The organism is Bacillus sp. IBL03825 (assembly GCF_024712505.1).
GTDB lineage: Bacteria > Bacillota > Bacilli > Bacillales > Bacillaceae_G > Bacillus_A > Bacillus_A wiedmannii.
This window is the reverse complement of the sequence record NZ_JAMXKE010000001.1, coordinates 1,915,423-1,940,384: the sequence shown is the minus strand read 5'-3', so window position 1 is coordinate 1,940,384 and position 24,962 is coordinate 1,915,423. Positions and strand designations below refer to the sequence as shown.

The window sequence follows — 24,962 nt, the reverse complement described above, 5'->3', positions numbered from 1 at the left end:
CACGAGCTAGCTGTGTTGTACACGATACATGTTATAATTTTTGAAACATCTTTTTCATTTTCTCTCCTCCTATTTTTTTATATCTATTCTTCTAAATCGTTCACATACAAGCAATATATCATCAGAAAAATCATGACCCACTTCATTCAATTTACTTCTGAAATATCTTTCATGGATCTCCTTCCAATTTTTATAGCTTTCATCCCCTTCAGCAATTGCAAATTCTTCTGTAATTTCATTCATAGGTACTATTGTTACTTCAATCGTCTTTACAATTGCTACCGGATTTTCATCGTGATCCAAAATAACAGAGTAGTCCTCTGTAGTTGGTAACGGTATATTCTTTAATTCATAGAAGAGATATGCAGAACAAGTTGCGGTTTTCGTTCCGTCAACTACTTGCTTAGCAAGACGATTTGGGGTATCACCAAATTTCCATGCACTCACCGATTTTGGTATCTCAGCATCTTTCCAATACTCCGTCCAGTATTGTTGCGCTGCTTCATTCATTATCTCTCACTCCCCTAAACTCTACTATAAGTGTAATAGACTTTCGAACCGTGTCACTCTTTTACGACTGCCATTACAAACCCATCGTATCCTTTACTTCCGACAGTTTGAAGCGCAGTAGCACTTACACGTGGCTCTGCAGCTATTAATTCATAGAAGCGACGTATCCCTTGTATGCGAGGATCGTTACTCGTATTGTCAATAACTTCTCCTTCACGTACTACGTTATCACCAATAATTATAGTACCAGGGCGTGATAGTTTCAGTGCCCATTCAAAATAGGTAGGGTTATTTTGTTTATCAGCGTCTATGAAAATAAAATCAAAAGGTTTATAATTCTCATTTTCGATTTGCTGTAAAGAATCTAAAGCTAATCCTGCTCGCACTTCAATTATATCATTCAAATTTGCACGCTCAATATTGCTACGTGCAATTTCAGCATGCTTTTCACTTGCCTCCAATGTAACAACTCTGCCTCCAGGTGGCAATCCCCTTGCAAGCCATATCGTGCTATATCCACCTAGAGTACCAATTTCCAAAATGTTTCGAGCTCCTTGAATTTGTACTAATAGTTGCAAAAACTTCCCTTGCGTTGGCGATACATCATGTGCTGGTAAATTAGCTGCAGCGTTTGCTTGAAGTACTTCTTCTAATGTAGAATCTTTCGGTATTAATACATCACTCACATATTGATCAACAGCCGTCCATTTCTCAATCGTACTCATGTAAATACCATCCCTTTCAATACTTTTCTACTATTCACATTTGATTATACCGAAAATTCCGTCTCATAAACAAAAATAAAGAAGGGACATCTACTCCATTACAGAATAAATATCCCTTCTTTTGTTTATACATTTATCCCTTACGGATTAGTAGACCAAAGTCCTGCTGATTTAATAAATGTACGTTTATTTAATTTCAGCTGCGCTACGATAAACTCTGCAATATCTTCTGCTTGCATTACTTTATCTGGATTCCCATCAGTTAATCCTAAATCTACAGCCATATCAGTTGCTACAGTACTTGGAGTTAAAGCTGTTACACGAATGTTATGTTTGCGAACTTCCATCGCTAACGATTCCGTTAAGCCAAGAACACCAAATTTAGAAGCACTATATGCACTTGTTACAGGTGCACCTTTTTGTCCTGCTGTAGATGAAATGTTAATAATATCACCAGATTGTTGTTCAATCATGCTTGGTAAAGCTGCACGAGTTGCATAGTATACACCCATTAAGTTTACTTGAATGATTTTTTCCCAATCAGCAACATCTAGTTCTAAAAACTTACCGAATTTAGAAATACCAGCGTTATTAATTAAAATATCGATAGATCCTAAACCATTTTTTAACGTTTCAATTGCAGTCGTTACCTCTTCATATGAAGATACATCAGCAGTCGCAATAACAGCTTTTACGCCTTCTGCTTCTACTTCTTTCGCTACAGCTTTTAAGTTTTCTTCTGAACGAGCTAAAAGACCTACATTTACGCCCTCTTTCGCTAATGCGATCGCTACAGCACGACCAATCCCTCTACCTGCTCCTGTAATTAAAGCATTTTTACCTTGTAATAATTCTGCCAAGTATAACACTCCTTAATCATCTCAGTTATGTATTATATTAAAATTGTATCTGTGTTTATGTAAAAAGGCAATGATGCACTTTCATGTGCGTAGGTTACTTATAGGTAACTATGGAAAGTTTTTATTGATAAGTCTCATGTTTTTGCCATAATTCATGTAAAATAAAAATAAATCCTGCATAGGAGAGTGCATGTGTATGAAAAGAAAAAATGGTTCTTATCACTAACTGCAGTCGGACTATGTATCATATTTTTGGCTATGTACTTTATATTTGGTAATCCATTACATTATAAAGTAATAGAAAAAGATACTAGCGACTACCTCTATACTATAAAAGGCTATAAGCAAAAAGAAATACAAAGCATAACCGGAAAATATACTCTCATTTATAATATCGGCTATTATGCAGAGGTCGTATATAAAGACGAACCTTATTTTACATACTCTTATACATACGATAAGAATAAGAAAATAATACAAGACAACGGCATTTTAGGAAGACATACTGAGTCATTTGAAAGTCTTAATTTAAACTGGTCATTGTTTGACGAGTTAGTAGACGGTATTCATACAAACCTGCAAAAAAAGAGGTTTAAGTGAAAAGAAAGATTATTCTATACGCTACGTTCAATTCATTGATATCGATAATGATAAAAACGGTGCAGAAGCATATGTTGACTTTAAGAAAGATAAAAAATCAGATTATTCACACCGTATGAATAACGAAGGAAAAGCTTATCAATATAGTTGCAGTAATGGAAAATGTATTTTTAAAGAGAAATAGTGTTAGAAGATATCCTCCTAACACTATTTCTCTTCAGAATTTGGAATACAAACAATAAATTCTGTCCCATTCCCCTCTTCACTCTCGACTTTTATTTTTCCTTGATGAAGGTCGAGTACCTTTTTTACGATAGCTAAACCTAATCCACTTCCTCCATAAGTACGATTTCGTGAAGAGTCCGCTTTATAAAAACGCTCAAAAATATGTTGTTTCTGTTCTTCAGATATACCAATTCCAGTGTCACGAATACGTATTTCTACGAATTTCTCATGTTCTTGTAACTGAATTGTAATTGTGCCACGACTTGGAGTAAATTTAATACTATTATGAATTAAATTAATCCAAACTTGACTCATACTTTCTTGATCGGCAGTTATATGCACTTTTTCTAAATCAAGGTCTAATTCAATTTCTTTTTCAGCCCAGAGCGGTTCACTATTTAACACAATTTGCTTTAACTGTTGATCTAATCGATAAGTCGCTTTTTCTGGTGTATACTCCTCTGACTCTAAAAGAGTTAGTTTCAGTAAATTTTGGCTTAGTTTAGATAATCTCGTCGTTTCCGTTTCAATAATGGTAAGATAATGCTTTCTTTTTTCCTCCGAAAGATTGTTATCTTGTAGTGCTCTAGCAAATCCTTTTATAGAAGTTAAAGGTGACTGTATTTCATGAGAAACATTCGATACAAATTCCTGGCGCATTTTCTCCATCGCATTCAGTTCATCTGTCATATCATTTATACTTTTTACGAGTACACCAATTTCTCCATCATACTTTTCTTCATTTCGTATTTTTACGGAGAAGTCTCCTTTTGCAATTTTTTGTATCGGTTCAATAATAGTCCAAATCATTGCCTCTCGTTTTGGTCTCATTAATATCCCAATCAATGTCCAGATAAGAACAATAAATATAAAACCGACCATATCACTAATTAGAAAGGCAACAAACGACGATACGTTTACTTCAAAAGCATTCAATATACTAGTTGCTACATAAAATGCGATAGACCAAATTATAGTGAGAAAAGAAAAAAGCGCTAATACCGCTCCCGTTACTTTCAACATCTTCACCTTACTCATTCGTTTTCTTTTCCTCATTTACTTACCTCTAAGCGATACCCTAATCCTCTTATCGTTTTAATACTAAATTTCGATTTCTCTTCTTGAAACTTCTCACGTAGACGATTAATATGAACATCCAGTGTACGTTCATTCCCTTCAAAATCATATCCCCATACATCTTCAATTAACTGCTCTCTCGAACATGTTCTTCCTGCTTTAGAACCTAAAGTAAAGAGCAATTCGAATTCTTTTAGCGGTAATGTGACTGTTTGTTCTCCGGCTGTAACTTCAAATGTTTTACGATTTAACAGTACATTCCCAATTTGAATCGATTGCGACACTGTAATTTGGTAACGTTTCAATAACGCCTTAACTCTCACTACTAGTTCTATAGGATCAAATGGTTTTACAAGATAATCATCGGTGCCAAGGTGAAATCCTTTTACTTTTTGAGACGTTTCCCCTTTAGCAGTTAGCATCAAAATCGGAATATCATAGTACTTCCTTAATTCAAAACATACATCAAATCCATCCATATTTGGCATCATAATATCAAGAATAACCATATCAACTTTTACTTCGTCTATTTTCTGAAGTGCATCTAGTCCATCAATTGCCTCATATGTTTGAAAACCTTCTCGTTCTAAAAATACAGAAACAAGTTCTCTAATATGCGGATCATCGTCTACTATTAAAATGTTAGGTATCAAAGAAACCATTTCCTTTCTAATTCGCATCCTTTATAAAACTTTTAAAAATGAATCATTAGTGGAGTAAAAACCCCACTGATGATTCATTTTATAATACGCCCTCTTTAATTTTCAATTGTTGCGTTGCAAATTCACGATACATATCATGTGTCTGTAATAATTCATCATGTGTACCACTTCCTGTAAGATTCCCTTTTTCTATAAAGATAATTTTATCTGCATCCACAACAGTAGAAAGTCTATGTGCAATAACTAACGTTGTTCTGCCTTTCATTAAGTTATTTAACGCTTTCTGAACGACAGACTCTGATTTACTATCTAGACTTGAAGTTGCTTCATCTAACATAAGAATTTGTGGATTTCGAAGTAACGCTCGAGCAATCGCAATTCGTTGTCTTTGCCCTCCTGAAAGCTTCACACCACGTTCTCCAACTTCTGTTGCGTATCCGTTTGGCAAATCATGAATAAATGCATCAACATATGCCATCGCTGCTACTTTTTCAATTTCTGCATCTGTCACTTCACCCTCAACACCGTAGCAAATATTATCACGAATTGTCCCATCGATTAACGGACTATCTTGTGAAACGTAACCAATTTGACGTCGCCATGATTGCAATGAATAACTCGTAATTGAGTCTTTTCCTAATTTAATAGCACCGCTAGTTGGCTCGTAAAAACGTTCTAATAGTGAGAATAACGTCGTTTTCCCGCTACCACTTGGTCCTACGATTGCTGTTACTTTTCCTGATTCAATTGTGAAATCAATATTCTTTAAAACTTGCTCTTCTTCGTTATACTCGAAATGTACATTTTCAAGAACGATCGGCTGCTTAGCATTTGTGACCTTCACACCAGTTTCATGATCTTCTACTTCATATTCTAAAATTGTATTAATTCTTTCCGTTGCACCAATCGCCTTTTGAAATTGTGTAAAGAACATAGATAATTGACTCATTGGCATTATAATTTGAACTAAATATAAAATAAACGCTACTAGTTCTCCTGTTGTTAATGCACCGCTAGAAACTCGCATTCCACCATACCCTACGATAATAACAAGCAATGCCATTAAAACAAACGACATAACTGGTGAAATTAACGCTTGCACTTTTCCCTCTTTCAAACCAAATTGTAATAGCTTTTCAATACCTTTATTTCCAGTTTCATATTCCTTTTTTTCTGTGTTCGAAGATTTCACTAAACGAATTTCTGATAACACTTGTGTTAATACACTAGTAAAAGATGCTGTTTCATCTTGAAGTGCTTTTGAAATTTTATACATTTTTCGTCCAAGCGGAACTAAAATGAGTACTGATAATGGAATAACCGTTAAAAGTAAAAGTGTCATTTTCCAATCTAAAACAAATAATACAATTAATGATCCAACAATTGAAATACCGCCTGTTAATAAATTTGACAAATGCTCAGAAATTAACGTTTTCACAACTCCTGTATCATTTGTCATACGACTAATTGTATCGCCTGTTCTATTTTGATCATAATAAGTTACCGGTAAAATAAGCACCTTTTTCCACAAACGTTCTCTCAGTCCAGCTACAATCTTCTGTCCAATATAATTTAATAAATATATAGACAATCCTGCAGCTATAGTTTGCATAATAAAGAATGCAACTAGCCCAACAATTTGCCCTGTACTAATTGAAGAAAGTGAAAAATTATCTACTAACCCCTTCGTTAACATCGGAATAAATAAACTCGCTCCCGTAGAAAGCAAACTCATTAATAATGCAAAAGCAAGAATCCCTTTCGGAGGATTTGTATCTTGAATAAGGCGTAAAAACTGCCTCCAGCTCCCTTTTTTCTTCATCTCATTTCTAACTTCCATTCCTGTTCATCTCCTCGTGTTAAACCAAACTGTTCTTTCTAAAAATAGAATACAATACGAATGTAAACTGAATGTAAACACACTTTTTCTATTTTTACAAAATATACATAAAAACGCATCTTTACAACAGATATAAACATCTGATATTATTACCTAGTACTAAATATTATTCTATGTGAATTATAAATAACCAATTTACGATACTATATAAATCTCCCGTTATTGAAAGGAGTATCCTTTTTGCAAACAAGTATACATTCCGAAAAAGAAACAATCATTTTTATTCATGGATTAGTTGGCAATCGTCGTGCCTTCAAAAAAGAGCATAAACGATTTTCCACCTCTTACAACATTATTACCTATGACTTATTAGGTCACGGCGACGATAAAGGAGAAGCTATCGAATTTTCATTACAGCGTCTCGTAGATCAATTATTGAATTTATACGAAAAAGAAGGCATTAAAAAGGCCCATATTTGCGCTTTAAGCTACGGCTGTTATATCTCTACAATTTTTGCACAAATGCACCCAGAAAAAGTTTTGAGCATTTGTCATATTGGTGGACATTATAATAACCCTTCCCTTTTATATAACGTATTTCAAAAGTTTTGGGAGAAGCGAGGAGACGATTACTCTAAATGGCTCTCTCAATACGCAAATACTATTTTTCCAAGTGGCATATTAAAGGCAAATCCGTTCGCAGTCATTTCAAGAAATATTTATTACCGTTTCGGATTGCAATTACATTCATCAATTATTGCCCAATCATTACGACACCGGTTAGAATTTGATTTGAAATCTAAATTAAAATCACTTCCCCATCCTATTCTATGGGTAATGGGTGAACATGATCATCTCTATAAATCTTGTCTTTTTGATTTAAAATCCATTCTTCCTAACGTTTTATATAAAGAAATACCGCTTGCAGGACATGCAGCAAACTTATTTCGTCCGAACTACTTTCATGACCTATACGCTCGATTTTTAAATGGGAAGTTACAGTAAAAACTACTACACTCCCAATTTATTCAACTATAAAAAGGCTTCCCAAGTTTCCCTGGAAAGCCTTTTCTCTATACGAAAAGTATATAAAACTACTTTTTCTTAGTATGCTTTTGTGTAACCTAACATGTGCTTGCTCCAGTAAGAGTTACTTACAGAACTAATTCGTACACCAGTTGCATCAGTTTCTGCACTAATGAACTGACCGTTTCCTAAGTAAACGCCCATGTGAGAAGGACCTGATTTATAAGTATTTTGGAAGTATACTAAATCACCTGGTTGTGGATTGCTAGTTTTTGTTTTAGAGCTCCAGTATCCAGCAACTGTTTGACGAGCGCCTTTATGACCAGTTTGATTTAATACGTAGTGAATGAATCCACTGCAGTCAAAACCAGCAGGTGTTGTACCAGCAGTTCTGTATGGTGAACCATTTAAAGATCTAGCGAATCCAGCGATTGAAGATGTATCTCCACCTGTTGTTGGTTTTTGTACGTCTTTACCTGGTTGTTGAACGTTATTTGTAACGTTATTGTTATTGTTATTCGTAACGTTGTTTACTCCGCCTTTTACAAACTTAACGAAGTCTGCGCTTACGTAACCTGTACGGCCGTTATGGTTAATTTTGTACCAACCATTTTCAGCACCAGTAACGTTTAATACTGTACCGTTTGTTACGCCACCGATTACAGCGTTGTATGTAGCTGGGCCTGTACGTACTTTTAAAGCACCAGTGTTAACAACATAAGAACCACCAGTTTGAACTGTAGTAGTATTGTTGTTTGTAGTTGGTTGTTTTGTTTCGTTAGATACAGCAGAACCACCTTTTGTTACGAAGTCTTTGCTTACGTATCCAGTTCCACCATTGAAGTTAATTTTAAACCAATCTTGTACTTCACCTACAACTTGTACTGTTTTACCTTTATTTACAGAGCCTAATACTGTATGAGATGTACTTGGGCCTGTACGTACGTTAAGTGAAGAAACGTTTACTGTGTAAGTACCAGTTCCTTGTTGAACAGTAGTTCCTGTTTTACCACCAGTCGTTACGAAGTCACCACTTACATAACCAGTTTGACCGTTTACAGTTACTTTGAACCAACCGTTTTCTTGTCCAATTACTTGTAGTACTTGACCTGATTTCACTTTAGAAATAACGTTATGTCCTGTACCAGCACCTGAACGTACATTTAATACATCAGCTGTTACCGTGTATTTTAATTCAGAAGTTGTTTCTACCTTTTTTGTTTCAGTTACAGTCGTTTGAGTTTGAGTTTGTCCATTAATTTCTTTTAGCGCCTCATTTGAAACTTGTGCCTGAGCAGAATCCATACCTGGAACTGCAACACCCACTACAGAAGCTGCTGCTAAACCTGCAATTACTTTTTTCATAAGTTGTCTTTACTTCCTTTCCCTACTATCCTCTTAAAAAAACTTATAAACTTAATACATTACAATATTATCAAAGTAAAATATTCATTAAGTTCCATTTTTTAACAAGAGTTTTATTTTTCACACAGAGTTCATTTTAAACGAATGAAGTGAATTCCGTGTGAACTTCATGTGAACTTTACCATTAAACTTATTGTTTTTGCAATGCTTTTTTCAATTCTCTTATGTATTTTATTGAAAATTCGACATTTCATTCATTATCTTAATATACATTTTCTATCCAATTTGAAAAACTCTATTTATCTAATCCAATGCAATGAATGTATTTCCTAGTAAAGTTCCTTCCATGAAGCATACTCTTATCATGACAAAAAATACTTTTTTTATCAATAGTATAATATTTTTAGAAAACTATTTTTGATACTATCTATCGCTTTTAAAAGATTTGACGATTTGTAAGATTTAACTTCAAGAATCCTGTTCTAATTTGGCGAAAACACACACCTCACTACCTACTTTTCACTAACTATGGAATTTCCAGGATATTTATATTATCATATATATAGTGGTATGTTAACCAATACAAATTTTATTTACCCTACACTGAAACCTATCGAACTTTTACAGGTCGGTACATTGAATTTTAAGATGGAAGTCTTATTGCCCGCAAATATTGGGATTAAAAAAGGAGGTATATTTATGAAAAACATAATAGATGATCCTATAAATAAAAATATAGAATTGTACTATGCTTTTTTCCAATTCGTTTCATTTATTACCTTACAAAAAGTATCAACTATTGAAACACGTAAAAACGAATTAAAAAATCAGATGAAAAATTCCTATCAAAAAAATCCTTATTACTTATAAAAGGTGAACAGGTTGTATCCCTGTTCACCTTTTATAGTTCCTACATTATTTATAAATTTTTACACGATTTTCTAAAGGTTGGTATTCTTTTTCACCTGCAGGTACCACCGGTTTACCAAACGGCATTTGCGCAGTAAGTTTCCAGCTTTCTGGAACTTCCCATTCTTTTCTCACTTCTTCATCAATTAATGGATTGTAATGCTGCAATGTAGCACCAAATCCTTCAATTTCTAAAGCTGTCCAAATTGCAAATTGTAACATTCCTGAGGATTGCTGTGACCACGTTGGGAAATTCTCTTTGTATAATGCAAAGTTTTCTTGCAGTTTTTCCACTACTTGACTGTCTTCAAAGTATAAAACCGTTCCATAACCACTTTTAAATGCATTCATTTTTTCTTCGGTAGATGCAAAGTTATTTTCAGGTACAATTTTTCGTAACGTTTCTTTCGTAATATCCCATAACTTATCATGTTGTTCTCCTAGCAAGACGACAACGCGAGCGCTCTGAGAGTTAAAAGCTGAAGGTGTATGTTTTACAGCATGATAAATCACTTCTTGAATTTTTTCATCAGAAACTACTTGCTCTTTACTAATCGCGTAAATAGATCTTCTGTCTTCAATTGCTGTGTAAAAATCTTTTGCCATCATAATTCCCTCCAATTTTCATTTGAGGCTTTTTCATATGTATACATCATGTTTCGCCTCTTAAAACTTATCATTAATAAGTTTCTAACTTTAGACTATCAACAAACAATAATAAACTCAAATAATTACACTCACATTTTTACTTCCTAATGCTAAAAATAAAAAGGCAATTTATTGTTACCGATAATAAGTAACAACAAATTGCCTTTCTTATATGATGATCCAACTCAGTATTTCACTTAATTAACTAAGCCAAATGCATAAGACATTAGCTTGTTCGTCTCTGTAAAACGCTTCGTTTTACCTTTCGTTCCCATTACAACTGTAATAATACGAGTATCACCTTGTTTTGCTGTACCCGTAAAACAATACCCTGCGCTATCTGTGAATCCTGTTTTTAATCCGTCTATTCCTTCTATATATAAAGCTTTATTATTTTTGTTTAACATATCATTTGTACTTACAACATTAATATTATTAAATGCTAACTGACTTTGACGTAAGTGAGTCACTTCTAATATTTCTGGATAGTCTTTTATTAGATGATACGCCAAGTTTGCTACATCAGCAGCTGTCATCTTCGTCTCACTTCCATCAGGTTCTTGTAGTCCTGATGCATTTGCGAATTTAGCATAATCCGACATTTTTAACTGCTTTGCTTTTTCATTCATAAGCTGCACGAAATCTTTCTCCGTCTTAGCCATATGTTCTGCTAGAGCTACAGCCGAATTATTTGCTGATTCAATCATTAATGCATGGTACAAATCTTTAACAGTTAATGTGTCATTCACTTGGACTGGGATTCTCGCACCCTCTGTTTGTGCCGCTTTCGCACTCATTTTCACCGGATCTTCCCAGCGAACTTTCCCATTATGTACATTTTCTAATAGAAGGTACGCTGTCATCATCTTAGACATACTTGCTGGCGCAAAAGCTTCATTTTCATTATGTTGATAAATAATATCTCCATTACTCGCATCGATAATCATAGCTGCTTTTGCATCAATTTCAGGTGGTATGTACTTTGGTGGCACTACTTTTTCAGCTAATCCTGTTTGAGGTAGTTCTGCCACTTGTAAAGGTTGTCCCTCTATATTTGTTGCACTCTTTTGAGTTCCTTGGAATAAGAACCAACATATCCCTAAAATAATGACTACTAGGATCGTCAGCCTTCCCCATTTTAACCGCTTCATTTCAAAACTCCTTTAGCAAACCTTTTATACACTCACGTTTAACCATAACAATAATTACTTTATATCGTCAAGGCAAAAGGCATATTTATTCATCTAATACATTTATGTTACAATTAAAATACCGAAATATAAGAATATTCAATGTTATATTATCTTAATTTAACTACTTAATAGAAAGGATTCTTACGATGCTACTTCCAAAAACATTAAAATACGGAGACACAATCGGCATTTATTCGCCCTCTTCACCAGCAACATACACTTCTCCAAAAAGATTTGAACGAGCGAAATCTTATTTACAACAGAAAGGATTTCACATATTAGAAGGTTCCCTAACAGGTCGATATGATTATTATCGCTCTGGCAGTATACAAGAGCGTGCCGAGGAACTGAATGCTTTAATAAGGAATCCTAATGTATCTTGTATTATGTCAACAATTGGCGGTATGAATTCTAATTCCTTATTACCTTATATTGATTATGATGCTTTTCAAAATAACCCTAAAATAATGATTGGCTATTCAGATGCAACAGCTTTATTATTAGGGATTTATGCAAAAACAGGAATCCCTACATTTTACGGTCCAGCACTCATTCCCTCCTTTGGAGAATTTGAGCCTTTTGTAGATAATACATACAAATATTTTGTAGAAACATTACTACATGATCAATTGCTTCCTTACAACATAAAACAACCTTTATTTTGGTCAGATGAATTTATTAATTGGGAAGAGAAGACGAAAGAAAAAGAACTTAGACCAAACAATTGGATTTCTGTAACAAACGGACAAGCTACTGGACGTATTATTGGTGGGAACTTAAATACAATAGAAGGAATTTGGGGTAGCTCTTATATGCCAAGCATTCAAGAAGGCGATATTTTATTTATTGAGGATAGCTCAAAAGATGCAGCTACTATTGAAAGAAGCTTTTCATTACTTAAGGTTAACGGCGTATTTGATAAAGTTTCAGGTATTATTCTTGGAAAACATGAGCAGTTTGATGATTGTGGTACAAATCGCAAACCTTACGAAATATTATTGGAAGTACTGCAAAATCAAAGAATCCCTTTACTAGCTGACTTTGATTGTTGTCATACCCATCCGATGATCACTATGCCGATAGGTGTTCAAGTGAACATGGATGCAACCAATAAAACAATACATATTTTAGAGAAATGGAAGAATTAAAAAAAGCTTATATTATAGGAAGAAAATATTATAAACTTTCCATTAGAAAACAGAAAAAAGCTCCGTTCATCACAAACGGAGCCTTTTTATTATTGTCCTAAATTTTGAACCTTGTCTTTCAAATCACGAACTTGATCTATCGTCTGCATAAGCTCAGAGTTTTTAAATTGCTCTACATCCACTTTACCTTCTTCTATCTTTGCCATCGCCGTATCAATTAATGTGTTTAACTTTTCGTTATATCCGACGATTTGCTGATGAAGATCCTTTGCTACATCAGGTGGCGTTAATTCATTGAAAGCGGGTATATCTTTTTTAATTTCACTAAGCTTCGTTTCTAATTCTTTTCGAGCTTCGCTATCATTAACGGCTTTTTCAGCTAATGCTGGTGCATCATTTGCAAATGCACTTATTTCATTTACGTAGTCTGTCGCTTTCTGAGCATAATCTAAAGAGTTCTTTCCTTGCTCTACTAGTGAACATCCCATTAAACCAATTGAAACTATAAATACTAATAAAATTGATTTGATTTTCATTTTAGACTCCCTTCGTCTTTATAATTGTCTACAATTTTCTCTATCATAACTTCTAGCCAAATTGCCTATACCCTTTTTTAAATAACTATCTAGACTCTTACATGTCCTATAATCGTTACCACATCTACTTCTATGTGTACGCTAATAATATCTTCAATTATATCCATATATCCTTGTCCTATAGCTGCTCCATAGTGTAATGTAAGCCCCTTTTTTTCATACACTGACTTTGGCACCGAAAAAATAAATCTCCTCAAGTTTCTTTCATCAGCTGGTTCCATAATTAAAACAATCCCATCCTCATCAAACATATACGCTCGCCCTCCAACTTTACATTCACTATGGCTCAGTATTGCCTTTGTCAGCTAAATTTAAAACCTAAAAATAAGATGCACATCGCTCTATAATTAAAATAAGAAGCATTAATTCTTTTTTTAAGGTTAATGCTTCTTCAAAACTTCGATTTAACTGCCCATAATCCGTATTATGCGAATTATTTCAATTCCCCTCAATTCTTCATTTCCGGACAATATAGAGTACATCAGTTTCAGATAAACCAAATTTCCTAGCACTTCTCATTCCTTGTTTTTCAGCTATGTTATACAATTCCACCTTAAATCCTACATTCATTAATCGTTGTATAAATCCTGATCGATTATAAATCCTTACATGTTCTTCATGACCAAAAGCTAATCTTCTCAATTTTGGCGTTAAAATTAATTCATTCTCTATAATACTATCTACATTCATTACGATTGGCGCTTGAATAATTCCCCATCCATTTGTCTTTAATACTCTATATAACTCTCTCATCGCTTTTTCATCATCTTGAACGTGCTGTAATACATGACCACATAAAATCACATCAAATGTATCATTTTCATATGGAATTCTAGTAACATCAATTTCCTGCATTAATGGATCCTTTGGTTCAATATCTCCACATACATATGTAATGTTTTTATACTGGGCAAACCAACTTCTTAACTTCGCTTCAGGTGCAATATGAAGCATAGTATCATTTCCACTTAATAACTCCGTTTCCATTTCAATATATACACGATATAACCTTTCACGATCCATCGAATCACATACCGAACAAATTCCCGTATCTTTATTCCACATCTCAAATTTATATTTTGGAAAATCATAATGTTCTGGCCAAGGAGAAAATTTTTCAAATTGTTGATTGCAAAATTGACAATAGCATACTTCTTCCTCAAATATACGATTAACTAACTTATTTAATTCCCTCTCCATCTTTTCATTATCAATTTGATTTAATTGTCCATTTTTTACCGTATCCTTAATTATTGACACCACATTTTCCAAACAATGAGTTAAACACGTTTTATAATCTTGCTCACGATTTAAAAACCCACTATTATATGCATCTATTATTAATTCAGTCCATTCTTCAATTGCCCTTAATGTAAATTGCATTTGTTTTTGATTTTTCCCACCATGTTGTCTAAAATAACTAAGAGGTTCCTCTATATAAACTACATTTCCTTTCTTCATCATATCTAGCCATGTTGCAATGTCATTAATAGCTGAATAACCCTTTCCCTTAAAACACCCAAAAGCCCCTTCAAAAAATTTCCGATTAAACAGAACTGTTGTAGGCTCACCAACTACATTTTTTAAGTTTTTTAACATATAATTACCTAATTCTTTCCCTTTAAAAAGTGTAGTTTCTTTTGCAATTTTCATATTCAATGTTGATGGTGGTAATACTTTTCCATTCTCATCAATTAATTCCCGATATGACGTCACAAATGAAATGTTTTCTAGTCTAAAAAAACAGTTCATCATTCTTTTAATCTTTTCAGGATGAAATAAGTCATCATCTAATAAAAAGTTTATATAATCTCCATTTGCAAGTTCTATACACTTATTAAAGTTCTCTGCTTCTAATCGAGGTTTATTTTTAACATATGTAATACATTCATATTCACTTAAATATGGTTGGATCATCGCTTGAATTTCACCGTTTGTACTATCGTCAGAAATTATTATTTCAATATTTTCATATGTTTGATTCAAAGCACTTTTGAGAGCTAATTCCAAGTAATGAGGTTTATTATAGGCAGGAATAAGTATACTGACTTTCGGTAAATGAGAGTTGTTATTCCGATACTGTTTTTTCTTTTCTATATTTATTTCCTTTCGCTTAATTTGTCGGTAGTAGTCTAATGTATATAATATTGATGATGGAACTAATTTTTTTGCATAGTCTAGGAAATTAGTTATCGCTTTATATAACTCTTTTTCAGTAGATAAAAAACCATACTTTTCTCCAACTATAATACTATGTGAAAAATCCTCTACTCCATCCATAAGTTTATTAGATTCATTCAACTGTTGACCTGAATGTAATCGGAAGTAACTAAGTGTCTCTGCTATATATACTGCTTTTCCTTTACTTAATAAAGATAACCATGAGGCTATATCTACATTACATAGATACCTCCTCTTATCAAAAATCCCATACGGTTCTTGTAAATCATTTTTACGAAATAAAACTGTTGTCGGTTCTCCAATATAATTTTTTTGATCCACAATTACCCTATTTCCTAATTCTGTTCCCTCTATAATCGTATCCTCTTCAAATAAACGGACAGTTGAATAAATATGTCGTAGTTCTTTCCCTTTATCATCAATTACTTGACGATGAGATGTTACAAGCTTGATTTCATTATCTAAATCATTGAAAAAATACTTCATCATTTTTTCAATTTTATTCATATGAAATATATCATCATCCATTAAAAAATTTATATACTCACCGTTCGCTTCATTAAATAACATTAGCGCATTTTCAAATTGTCCGAGAGTTGACCTGTTTTTTATATAAATAATATTTGAATGATCACATAAGTATTTTTGTAACACATTTTCCGTTTCGTCATTCGTGCTATCATCTCCAACAATAATTTCTATATTAGAATATGTTTGTTGTAATACACTACACAATGCTTTTTCAAAGTAGCCAGGACGATTATAAGTAGGAATTAATACACTTACCAACGGAATTCGCTCTATCGCCTCTTCACTTTTTTCAAAACGTTTCCCCATCTTTTCCCTCCACCTTTTCGCATATTATTTATATACGCGACATAATATCACATTACTTAAACCGTATGAAACTTTTATACTTTTATGCAAGCCCATAACAAAATATCCTACTTTTCACTCCAAAATATACATATTCAATAATTTAAGTATTTGATTAGCTGTTTTTTATACATTTGATTTCTATCATAAAATAATGTAAGACAAATAAAACGAAACTTTAATCAGGGGGGCTTCTCCATCCCTTCTGATTATCCCCCTCACCAATCGGACTTTTACGTACAGTTAATCTCCCGCCTAACTTCCTCACATCAGCCGGATCTTGCCCTGCAAATAGCGAGATAAATCTATACCTTAAAAAGAATATATTTCTTAACAAAAAAATAGCTGCACCATTAGGCGTAGCTATTTTACAATTATTACTTATTCAAACTATATTCCTTTATCTAACTCATACAGCTTACGATACTTCTCGTTTTCTTTCAGAAGTTGTTCATGACTGCCTTGCATCACAATTTGGCCACGATCAAGGAATATAACTTCATCTACATGTTCAATTCCTACAAGGTGGTGTGTAATCCAAATAACAGTCTTTTCTTCTGTTGCAGAAAACATTGTTTCTATTAAAGATAGTTCTGTCTTTGGATCTAAGCCGATCGTAGGTTCATCAAGTACAATAATTGGAGCCTCTTGCATTAGCGTTCTAGCAAAAGCAACCCGTTGTCTTTCTCCACCAGAAAACCTTTTTCCCATTTCATGCATTTTTGTTTGCAATCCATCTGGAAGAGAAGCTATATGCGAAGCTAATTGTGCTTTCTCTAAAGCTGTCCATATCTCTTCATCCGTAGCCTCTGGTTTACCGATTCGCACATTATTTCCAATTGTCGTATCGAATAAATGCGGCTTTTGATTCAATACAGAGATATATTTTGATATAAGATTCGTATGAGCATGTTCACTATTCAATAAAACTTCACCATGTAACGGGCTTAGCGCACCTGCTAACAATTTTAACAAAGTAGATTTTCCTGTTCCACTTCTTCCTAAAATGGCGATTTTCTTTCCTGCCTTTATTTGCAGTGATACTTCTTTCAATACAAATTCATTACTATCTGGGTAACGATACGATACATTATTTAATTCAATGTCTATATGTTTTGATGCAACATAATCTTTATCCTCATGTAATTCCTTTTCATCCTGTAAAACATCATTAGCTTTTACTTTATTTAGACGATGAGCAGATTCTACATATGATGGAATTCGATCGATAGCATCTGAAAGAGGGATAAGCGCGTTTGTGACTGATAACGTCATTAAGACGAAAGCCGCAATAACGGTAGGTGCAATCTGTTCACTTGCCGCCTCATTTCCAGTCCATATGATCATTGAAATAACTACAATCCCCACTACTAATTGAATGATACTGTCCCGAATATGATTCCAGCGTTTCATTCTTTTTTCCGTTTTTAACAACTCATTATTTTGCTCTACATACTTATCGATGAATTCATCTTTTCTACCACTTGCTTGCCAATCTGATAATCCAAAAACAGCGTCTGTTAATTGTTGATACAAACGGCTTCTTCCTTGTTTTAAAGTAACATGATGTTGCTTCATTAAAAGTAATGATACAAACGGAAGCAGAAAAACGATAATAGCCAACATACATGCTGCAATAAGTGCAAATACTACGTCAAATGCACCGATAACAAGTACGAATATGCTATATACAACTAATGCTAATAGACTAGGAAATATTGTACGTAAATATAGGTTTTGCAAATGCTCTATATCTTCGGATAATATACCTAACATATCGCCCGTTTGAAATCGTGAACGGAAAAATAACGCTTGCGGTTCTACTATTCTGTATAGTTTCGTTCTCATCTTTTCTAATATGCGTAGTACGACATCGTGTCCAACTAAACGCTCTAAATAATGAAATACCGCTTGTCCTATACTAAACGCACGTGTTGCAACGATAGGAACATATACAGCCATTACATTTTCTGGTCTAAGAGCAGATTTAGAGATTAAATAACCTGAAATGAAAAGTAACATCGCACCTGAACTAACTCCAAGAAGACCAAGGAAAATAGTTAAAGTCATTCTACCTTTATTTTGCTGTATATAAGGTTTAATCCAGTTACTCATCTCTATCCCCTCTCTTTCCTGTGAAAATGTAATGCCTCATTCTTTAAAAGTTCTTCATACGTTCCTCTTTCTATCATTTCCCCTTTATTTAAAATAAGAATATGATCCATCTGTTTCATCCAGTGAAGACGATGTGTTGCAAGAAATACTAACTTACCTTCAAACAGACGTAACATCGCTTGCTTTATTTCAAATTCAGTTTCAATATCAAGATGTGCTGTAGGCTCGTCTAATAGAATAATTGGCTTTTTACTTAAAAGAGCACGCGCCATAGCGACACGTTGTTCTTGCCCGCCACTAAGCATACGTCCACCTTCTCCAATTCTTTCATACATCCCGTTCGGAAGCGATGTAACGAGTGAACGAAGACCAACTTCATTAATAACTCTTTCCACTTCTGCATCAGTTGTATTTGTTTCATAGAAACAAATGTTATCTTTTAATGAAAGCGGGAAAATATAAGGTTGCTGTGGAATATATGCAATATTCTTTTGCCAATCTTCTCGAGTAGCCCCGTCAATTTCCACACCATTTACTATCAGCTTTCCACCCGAAGGAGTTAAAAATCCTGCTAATACGTCAATTAACGTCGATTTCCCTGCCCCACTTTCACCAATTACACCTATAGCACCGGTACCTTTCCAAGTAAAATCAATTCCCTCTAATATAGATTTTTCCGATTCATCATTCTTTACTTTTACATCTTGTAATTTCAAGTTACTAGAGGAATTCCATATTAGACCTACATTTGATTCTTTCGTTCCTATTTCTTTTTGTTGCTGTAAAATCTCTTCTATTTGCTCCATTGCAAGTTGTCCATCTAACGTAGCATGATAATTCGCTCCAACTTGTTTAATCGGCAGAAAATATTCCGGAGCTAAAATTAAAATCGTAAGGGCTGGCAATAGTACAATTGTCCCATCTATTAAACGTATCCCTAATCCGACCGCCACAAATGCGATTGATAAACTCGTAAAGAAATCTAATGCAAAAGAAGAAAGAAAAGCAACTCGCAAAGTACGCATCGTTGCTTTTCTATATCTTTTACTTACTTTTTCAATCTTTCCTTCGTGCTGTTTACTTTTACCTAAATACTTTAATGTTTCTAATCCTTTTAACGTATCTACAAAATGATTAGAAAGTACACGATACGACTCATACTGACTATCCGCCATCTTTTGCGCTGCTAATCCTAGTAGGATCATAAATATAATCACGATAGGAATCGTTACAACTAAAATGATTCCAGACTCAATATCTAGCGTAAAAACATATAGTACAATTAGCCCCGGTATGATACTACTTCTAATCATTTTAGGAATTGTTAATTCTATATATGTTTTAAACTTCTCAATACCTTCTATCGATAAGGTAACCAGATGACCAGTTCCAGCAGTTTGAACATAACGTGGACCTAATGTGAAATACGCCTCTATTAATTGTTTTCTCAGTAGTGATCCTGTTTTTTCAGCGAAACGTTCCACTAATATTTGCGATATTCGCACTAGCATATGACGTACTGCAAACGTGATCCCAAAATAAACCGTTTCATTTAACAAAGATTGCACAGTTTCTCCTTGAAATAAAAACGTAATAGCCCGCGCTAAAAACACTGTTTGCGCAATAATACTTACAGCTTCTAAAATGCTAATGATTGTTAACACTACATATAAAACTCGGCTACCAGGATACGACGGAAGTCCTCTTTTTCTTTTCATTAGTACTCCAAATCTTTATCTGACTTAACAGGTTGTCTAAACACATAGAAACTCCATATTTGACTTCCCAAAACAAATGGCAATATAGCAATTGAAAAATACGTCATCAGTTTTAGTGCATAATCTCCTGATGCTGCATTATAAATTGTTAAATCGTATATTGACCCTAACGAGCTAATTAAGACACGTGGGAACATGCCGGCGAACACACTCGCACTTAGTAAAATGATTGTTAAACTCGTCATAACGAAAGCCCAACCATCTCTTCTTCTTTTATTTAATAATGTTGACGCACATAATGCTACAAAAGCTCCAATCGGAACCATAATCCACTCTGTACCATGGGCAGTGAAAATATCTGTTTTCCATAATCCCAATCCGGCAAAAATAAGGAGTGCTATAATTGCAAGCGGTGCAATTTTCAACGCAGCAATACGTGCACGTTCTCTTAACTTACCAGTTGTACGTATAGTAAGGAATTGCAATCCGTGAACAATACATAGCAGAAGGAACATAACTCCTCCAAGTAATGCAAATGGATGTAGTAATGGTAAGAATCCACCTACAGCATTTTTCGTTTCATCAATTGGAATACCTACCATAAAGTTAGCAATTGCAACCCCCCAAAGGATAGGTGGTAGTAAACTTCCTAAAAACATACCCCAATCCCAAAAACCTTTCCATTTATGATTATCTATTTTCGCACGGAATTTAAAGGAAACCCCTCTTATAATTAAAGCAAGAAGCATAAATACAAACGGAATGTAAAACCCGCTAAATAAAGTTGCATACCAGTGCGGGAATGCTGCGAACATAGCTCCACCAGCACAAACAAGCCATACTTCATTCGCGTGCCAAAATGGACCAATTGTATTTAAATATATTCTTTTCTCTAAATCGTTTTCCCCTAAAAACCTTGAAACTATACCTACACCGAAATCGAAACCTTCAAGTACAAAGAAGCCTACGAATAAAATTGCAATAATGATAAACCACAACTCATTAAGAGATAACATACTCATCCTCCTTATCAAATGGATCATGGCTTTGAGAATCCTGTTTCGTTTTCTTATTCTCATGTCCTTTAATGACACGAACGAATAAGTAAATAGTAATTCCACCTATAATTAAATATAGTGATGTGAACGAAACTAAAGAGAATAATACTTCTCCGAACGTAACATTTGGAGATACAGCATCTTCCGTTTTCATAACACCGAAAACTACCCAAGGCTGACGTCCCATTTCAGTCATAATCCATCCTACTGTATTACCGATAAACGGTAGTGCAATTGCATACACCATTAATTTTAAATACCAAGTTTTTTCAGCTAAACGATCTTTTCTTGATAAGAACCATCCGTATGCTCCTAGAAGAAGCATAAATGTTCCACTCATTACCATCGCTCTAAAACTCCAGAACATAGTGTGTACTGGCGGTATATAATCTCCAGGCCCATATTTTTCTTCATATTGTTTTTGAATTTGATTCATTCCTTCTACTTGACCACTAAATTTATCAAATGATAATAGACTTAGCATATAAGGGATTTGAATTTCAAACGAATTTTCTTGCTTCTCTGCATCAATTTTCGCAAATACTGTAAATGGCGCTGGATCCTCACTCGTATTCCATAACGCTTCAGCTGCTGCCATTTTCATTGGATGTGTCTTAATTAATTGTTGTGCTTGCGCATGACCGAAGAATAATACTAGCGCAGTTGTAAGTGTTCCAACAATGATAGAAATGCGGAACGATTTTTTAAACACTTCAGTTTCTTGAGCTTTTGTTATTTTCCATGCACTCACACCTGCAATAAAGAATGCACCAGTTGCAATTGCCGCTGTAATTGTATGCGGGAATTGTACCCATAATTGTGGGTTTTGAATAATCGCTAAGAAATCATTCATTTGTGCACGTCCATCTGCTGCCATTTCATACCCTACTGGCGATTGCATAAATGCACTTGCAGTTAAAATCCAAAATGCTGATAACATTGTTCCAATTGAAAGGAGCCAAATACATAAAAGGTGAACACGCTTCGGCAATTTATCCTCACCGAATACCCATAAACCTAGGAATGTAGACTCAATGAAAAATGCTAATAAACCTTCAATCGCAAGTGATGGACCAAACACATCACCTACGAAACGTGAATAGGTTGACCAGTTCATACCAAACTGGAATTCTTGTAGAATACCAGTTACTACACCTACCGCAAAGTTTACAAGGAATATTTGTGTCCAAAACTTCGTCATCTTCTTATAAATTTCTTGTCCCTTTACCACATATAACGTTTGCATTAATGCAATGATAAAAGCTAAACCAATAGACAGCGGAACAAAAAAGTAATGGAAAATCGTTGTTGATGCGAATTGTATTCGTGCCAATTCGAGCGTTTCCATACTACAATCACTTCCTTCATAATTTTTTATATCGTATTTTCGATTGAGTTGTATGAATAAAACAACTCAAATCTTAGAAATATAGAAAGATAAATTTGTTTATGTACTTTTAGAAAATATAAATTTTCAGTTTTCAAGATCATTACAAAAGAACTTTCTCATAAAATTTACCTTTTCACTATTTCAGTAGTGTTTTATCCGTTAATCGAATTGTATAATATACCTGCATAGTAAATTCAACTGATTTTTGACGTATTATTGACATCATTTTGTCTGAAATATGTCTTTTGTCATTTTTTTGAATTATATTTTTCTCATTAATAAAATGTATTTTTTTAATATAAGACTTACTTCCATATCAATAAAATAATCATTTCCCTCTTCATACACTTGACTTTCACGCAGAAAAATGTCCTCTAAACTAAAGGAGAAATCAGTTAGTTTTTTGTCAAGAAGAAAATGTATTTTTAAAATTCAAACACAAAATATTGTTATTCGAAAATAGAAAATCCCCTCCCTCTTTCTAGACTGAAAATTCATTTTTTTATCATTTTTTCAAACTGAATTCATACATAAAAAATACCGAGAATCGATTAGACTCTCGGTATTTTTTAAATTATTTCGCTGTATGTTTTCTAACAGCCGGTAAAATTTCAGTAGCAATTAATTCAATATTTTTCTCAATTTTATTAAGTGGTACACCACCAAAATCAATTTGTGCCATAAAACGTTGTTGTCCAAACAATTCATATTGGTAAAGCATTTTTTCAATAATTTGTTGCGGGCTACCAACCATTAATGCGTCACGGTAATCTACTGCATTTGTAAATTGTTGCTTCGGATACCCACCACCACGCAGTGTAAGCATACCAGCATTAATATGAGGATAGTATTCACTAAATGCATCTTGTGAATTTTTTGCTGTATAAAATAAACTCGTCGTTGCAACTGGCAAACTTGCTGGATTAAATCCACTTTGCGCCGCAGCCTCACGGTAAGCATCTACTGACCCTTTAAAGTTAATAGCTGGACCACCTAGTGTTGTTATCATCATAGGTACACCCGCACGTCCTGCTTTAATCGCACTAGCTGGCGGGCCACCAACTGCACGCCAAATTGGTAAGTTATTATTCTTCGCTCTCGGAATCACCGATGCATGTGCAAGCGGCGCTCTGAACTGTCCGTTCCATGTTACATGTTCCTCGTTATTAATTTTTAATAAAAGATCCATCTTCTCTTCAAATAACTCTTCATAATCATTCACGTCATAACCAAGTAAACTATATCCCCCAATACGAGATCCACGACCAGCCACGATTTCTGCACGTCCATTAGAAATCAAGTCAATTGTAGCAAAATCCTCATATACTCGTACCGGATCAGATGTGCTTACTATCGTTGCTGAACTTGCAATTTTTATATTTTTCGTAGCTTGTGCAATAGCTCCTAAAATAACTGTATGAGCTTGCGTTGTAAAATGAGTTTGATGACTTTCACCGACAGCAAATACATCAAGTCCAGCTTCATCCGCTAACTTAGCTGTTTCAATTAATTCATGAATTCTTTGTTCTGCACTAATTTTCTCTCCATTATGCGGATTTAAAACATGATCCCCAATTGAATATAATCCAAACTCTATTCCTTTACTTGTATCCATACGGTATTTTTCCATAGTTGCTCTCTCCTTTAATTCAGTCGTATTCATATTCTTCAATTATTTTTCACTTGATTAGTCAATTGATATTGTAAAAAAAATTACTCTTGCGGCAATTCTTTTTTTTCGCTATGCTTATGAACTTTCGTCATTAGCTCGTATAATATTTTCTGCTCTTCTTCATTTAATACATCATCAAAAAACGATGATTGAAATGCAAGTTGCTCTGGCAATGCTCTCTCTAAAGCTGCTTCCCCTTGCTCTGTAAGACTAATTGTTTTCGTTTTCCAATCTTGTTTTCGTACAATATATCCTTCTTTTTCAAGACGAGTTAACATTCGAGAAATACCGCCTTGTGTAACAGTTACCTTTTCAGCTAACTCCATTTGTGTGAGTGGCTGATACGTACGTATTTGCAAAAGCACATCAAATTGAGCTGTCGTTAAATCAAACCGTTTTAAAAACTCATTTGACATCTGATTACTTTGGTTCGTAAATCGTATTAAGCGTAACCATATTAATGACCCTATCGTATTATCACGCATGTTTGATCACTTCCTATCGTGAATCTTACTATCACTTTACTACGCAAGTGATAAAAAAGCAAGAGAAAAAGTGAAAAATAATC

21 protein-coding genes and 1 pseudogene are annotated in these 24,962 nt (G+C 34.1%); 4 read left to right on the top strand and 18 right to left on the bottom strand.

Features of this window, described 5'->3' with window-relative positions; all coding sequences use genetic code 11:
- Positions 1 to 69: 69 nt before the first annotated feature.
- The 3 genes from NHG49_RS10055 to NHG49_RS10045 all read right to left on the bottom strand — a co-directional run bounded on the left by NHG49_RS10055 (position 70) and on the right by NHG49_RS10045 (position 2,095).
- Entirely contained in the window at positions 70 to 510 is a 441-nt protein-coding gene (locus NHG49_RS10055; RefSeq protein WP_064476342.1) for an ASCH domain-containing protein, read from the bottom strand.
- Positions 511 to 563: 53 nt separating this feature from the next.
- Positions 564 to 1,235: an O-methyltransferase gene (locus tag NHG49_RS10050; RefSeq protein ID WP_064476343.1), complete on the bottom strand. Its 672-nt coding sequence runs from the start codon at positions 1,233 to 1,235 to the stop codon at positions 564 to 566.
- A 140-nt stretch (positions 1,236 to 1,375) separates the two neighbouring features.
- The gene (locus NHG49_RS10045) at positions 1,376 to 2,095 is read right to left on the bottom strand and encodes a 3-ketoacyl-ACP reductase (RefSeq protein ID WP_000818985.1); all 720 of its coding nucleotides are present in this window, start codon (positions 2,093 to 2,095) and stop codon (positions 1,376 to 1,378) included.
- Positions 2,096 to 2,353: 258 nt separating this feature from the next.
- On the opposite strand from NHG49_RS10045, the pseudogene NHG49_RS10040 reads away from it, so the two are divergent.
- A pseudogene (locus tag NHG49_RS10040) lies at positions 2,354 to 2,879 on the top strand (DUF3139 domain-containing protein).
- 23 nt (positions 2,880 to 2,902) lie between these two features.
- Here NHG49_RS10040 and hitS read toward each other — a convergent pair.
- The 3 genes from hitS to NHG49_RS10025 form a co-directional block, all read right to left on the bottom strand.
- Complete coding sequence (hitS, locus tag NHG49_RS10035; RefSeq protein ID WP_064476344.1) at positions 2,903 to 3,976, bottom strand: envelope stress sensor histidine kinase HitS; 1,074 nt, start codon at positions 3,974 to 3,976, stop codon at positions 2,903 to 2,905.
- Entirely contained in the window at positions 3,973 to 4,650 is a 678-nt protein-coding gene (hitR, locus tag NHG49_RS10030; RefSeq protein WP_064476345.1) for an envelope stress response regulator transcription factor HitR, read from the bottom strand. The genes hitS and hitR overlap by 4 nt, the downstream gene beginning before the upstream one ends.
- 88 nt (positions 4,651 to 4,738) lie before the next feature.
- Positions 4,739 to 6,499, bottom strand: coding sequence for an ABC transporter ATP-binding protein (locus NHG49_RS10025; RefSeq protein WP_064476346.1), 1,761 nt, complete (start codon positions 6,497 to 6,499; stop codon positions 4,739 to 4,741).
- A 240-nt stretch (positions 6,500 to 6,739) separates the two neighbouring features.
- Between NHG49_RS10025 and NHG49_RS10020 the strand changes: the two genes are divergently transcribed.
- A complete protein-coding gene (locus tag NHG49_RS10020) occupies positions 6,740 to 7,504 on the top strand; it encodes an alpha/beta fold hydrolase (RefSeq protein ID WP_064476347.1) in 765 nt (254 codons plus the stop codon).
- A 99-nt stretch (positions 7,505 to 7,603) separates the two neighbouring features.
- Here the strand turns inward: NHG49_RS10020 and entFM are convergent, their stop codons facing one another.
- Positions 7,604 to 8,890: an enterotoxin EntFM gene (gene entFM / locus NHG49_RS10015; RefSeq protein WP_000755538.1), complete on the bottom strand. Its 1,287-nt coding sequence runs from the start codon at positions 8,888 to 8,890 to the stop codon at positions 7,604 to 7,606.
- 699 nt (positions 8,891 to 9,589) lie between these two features.
- Between entFM and NHG49_RS10010 the strand changes: the two genes are divergently transcribed.
- Positions 9,590 to 9,760 (top strand): DNA mismatch repair protein MutT, encoded by a 171-nt coding sequence (locus NHG49_RS10010; RefSeq protein WP_141537796.1) that lies wholly within the window; start codon positions 9,590 to 9,592, stop codon positions 9,758 to 9,760.
- 45 nt (positions 9,761 to 9,805) lie between these two features.
- Here NHG49_RS10010 and NHG49_RS10005 read toward each other — a convergent pair whose 3' ends face one another.
- Complete coding sequence (locus tag NHG49_RS10005) at positions 9,806 to 10,408, bottom strand: nitroreductase family protein (protein ID WP_176713072.1); 603 nt, start codon at positions 10,406 to 10,408, stop codon at positions 9,806 to 9,808.
- 236 nt (positions 10,409 to 10,644) lie between these two features.
- Positions 10,645 to 11,598 (bottom strand): D-alanyl-D-alanine carboxypeptidase family protein, encoded by a 954-nt coding sequence (locus tag NHG49_RS10000; RefSeq protein ID WP_064476350.1) that lies wholly within the window; start codon positions 11,596 to 11,598, stop codon positions 10,645 to 10,647.
- A 188-nt stretch (positions 11,599 to 11,786) separates the two neighbouring features.
- Between NHG49_RS10000 and NHG49_RS09995 the strand changes: the two genes are divergently transcribed.
- The gene (locus NHG49_RS09995; protein ID WP_064476351.1) at positions 11,787 to 12,788 is read left to right on the top strand and encodes a S66 family peptidase; all 1,002 of its coding nucleotides are present in this window, start codon (positions 11,787 to 11,789) and stop codon (positions 12,786 to 12,788) included.
- Positions 12,789 to 12,877: 89 nt separating this feature from the next.
- Here the strand turns inward: NHG49_RS09995 and NHG49_RS09990 are convergent, their stop codons facing one another.
- The 9 genes from NHG49_RS09990 to NHG49_RS09950 all read right to left on the bottom strand — a co-directional run bounded on the left by NHG49_RS09990 (position 12,878) and on the right by NHG49_RS09950 (position 24,879).
- Positions 12,878 to 13,324, bottom strand: coding sequence for a DUF6376 family protein (locus tag NHG49_RS09990; RefSeq protein WP_048543214.1), 447 nt, complete (start codon positions 13,322 to 13,324; stop codon positions 12,878 to 12,880).
- Between the two features lie 89 nt (positions 13,325 to 13,413).
- The gene (locus tag NHG49_RS09985; RefSeq protein ID WP_048543215.1) at positions 13,414 to 13,635 is read right to left on the bottom strand and encodes a hypothetical protein; all 222 of its coding nucleotides are present in this window, start codon (positions 13,633 to 13,635) and stop codon (positions 13,414 to 13,416) included.
- A gap of 205 nt (positions 13,636 to 13,840) precedes the next feature.
- Positions 13,841 to 16,402 carry a glycosyltransferase gene (locus NHG49_RS09980; RefSeq protein ID WP_149173262.1) on the bottom strand — a complete coding sequence of 854 codons (2,562 nt, stop codon included), beginning with the start codon at positions 16,400 to 16,402 and terminating at the stop codon, positions 13,841 to 13,843.
- Between the two features lie 429 nt (positions 16,403 to 16,831).
- Entirely contained in the window at positions 16,832 to 18,556 is a 1,725-nt protein-coding gene (gene cydC / locus NHG49_RS09975; RefSeq protein WP_258125889.1) for a thiol reductant ABC exporter subunit CydC, read from the bottom strand.
- A gap of 2 nt (positions 18,557 to 18,558) precedes the next feature.
- Positions 18,559 to 20,274: a thiol reductant ABC exporter subunit CydD gene (gene cydD, locus NHG49_RS09970; RefSeq protein WP_064476354.1), complete on the bottom strand. Its 1,716-nt coding sequence runs from the start codon at positions 20,272 to 20,274 to the stop codon at positions 18,559 to 18,561.
- On the bottom strand, positions 20,274 to 21,290 hold the full coding sequence (cydB, locus tag NHG49_RS09965) for a cytochrome d ubiquinol oxidase subunit II (RefSeq protein ID WP_064476355.1): 1,017 nt from the start codon (positions 21,288 to 21,290) through the stop codon (positions 20,274 to 20,276). The genes cydD and cydB overlap by 1 nt, the downstream gene beginning before the upstream one ends.
- Positions 21,277 to 22,680, bottom strand: coding sequence for a cytochrome ubiquinol oxidase subunit I (cydA, locus tag NHG49_RS09960; protein ID WP_064476356.1), 1,404 nt, complete (start codon positions 22,678 to 22,680; stop codon positions 21,277 to 21,279). Before cydA ends, cydB begins: the two co-directional genes overlap by 14 nt.
- Positions 22,681 to 23,296: 616 nt before the next feature.
- Positions 23,297 to 24,352 carry an LLM class flavin-dependent oxidoreductase gene (locus NHG49_RS09955; RefSeq protein WP_064476357.1) on the bottom strand — a complete coding sequence of 352 codons (1,056 nt, stop codon included), beginning with the start codon at positions 24,350 to 24,352 and terminating at the stop codon, positions 23,297 to 23,299.
- 83 nt (positions 24,353 to 24,435) lie between these two features.
- On the bottom strand, positions 24,436 to 24,879 hold the full coding sequence (locus tag NHG49_RS09950; protein ID WP_001205523.1) for a MarR family winged helix-turn-helix transcriptional regulator: 444 nt from the start codon (positions 24,877 to 24,879) through the stop codon (positions 24,436 to 24,438).
- Positions 24,880 to 24,962: the final 83 nt, after the last annotated feature.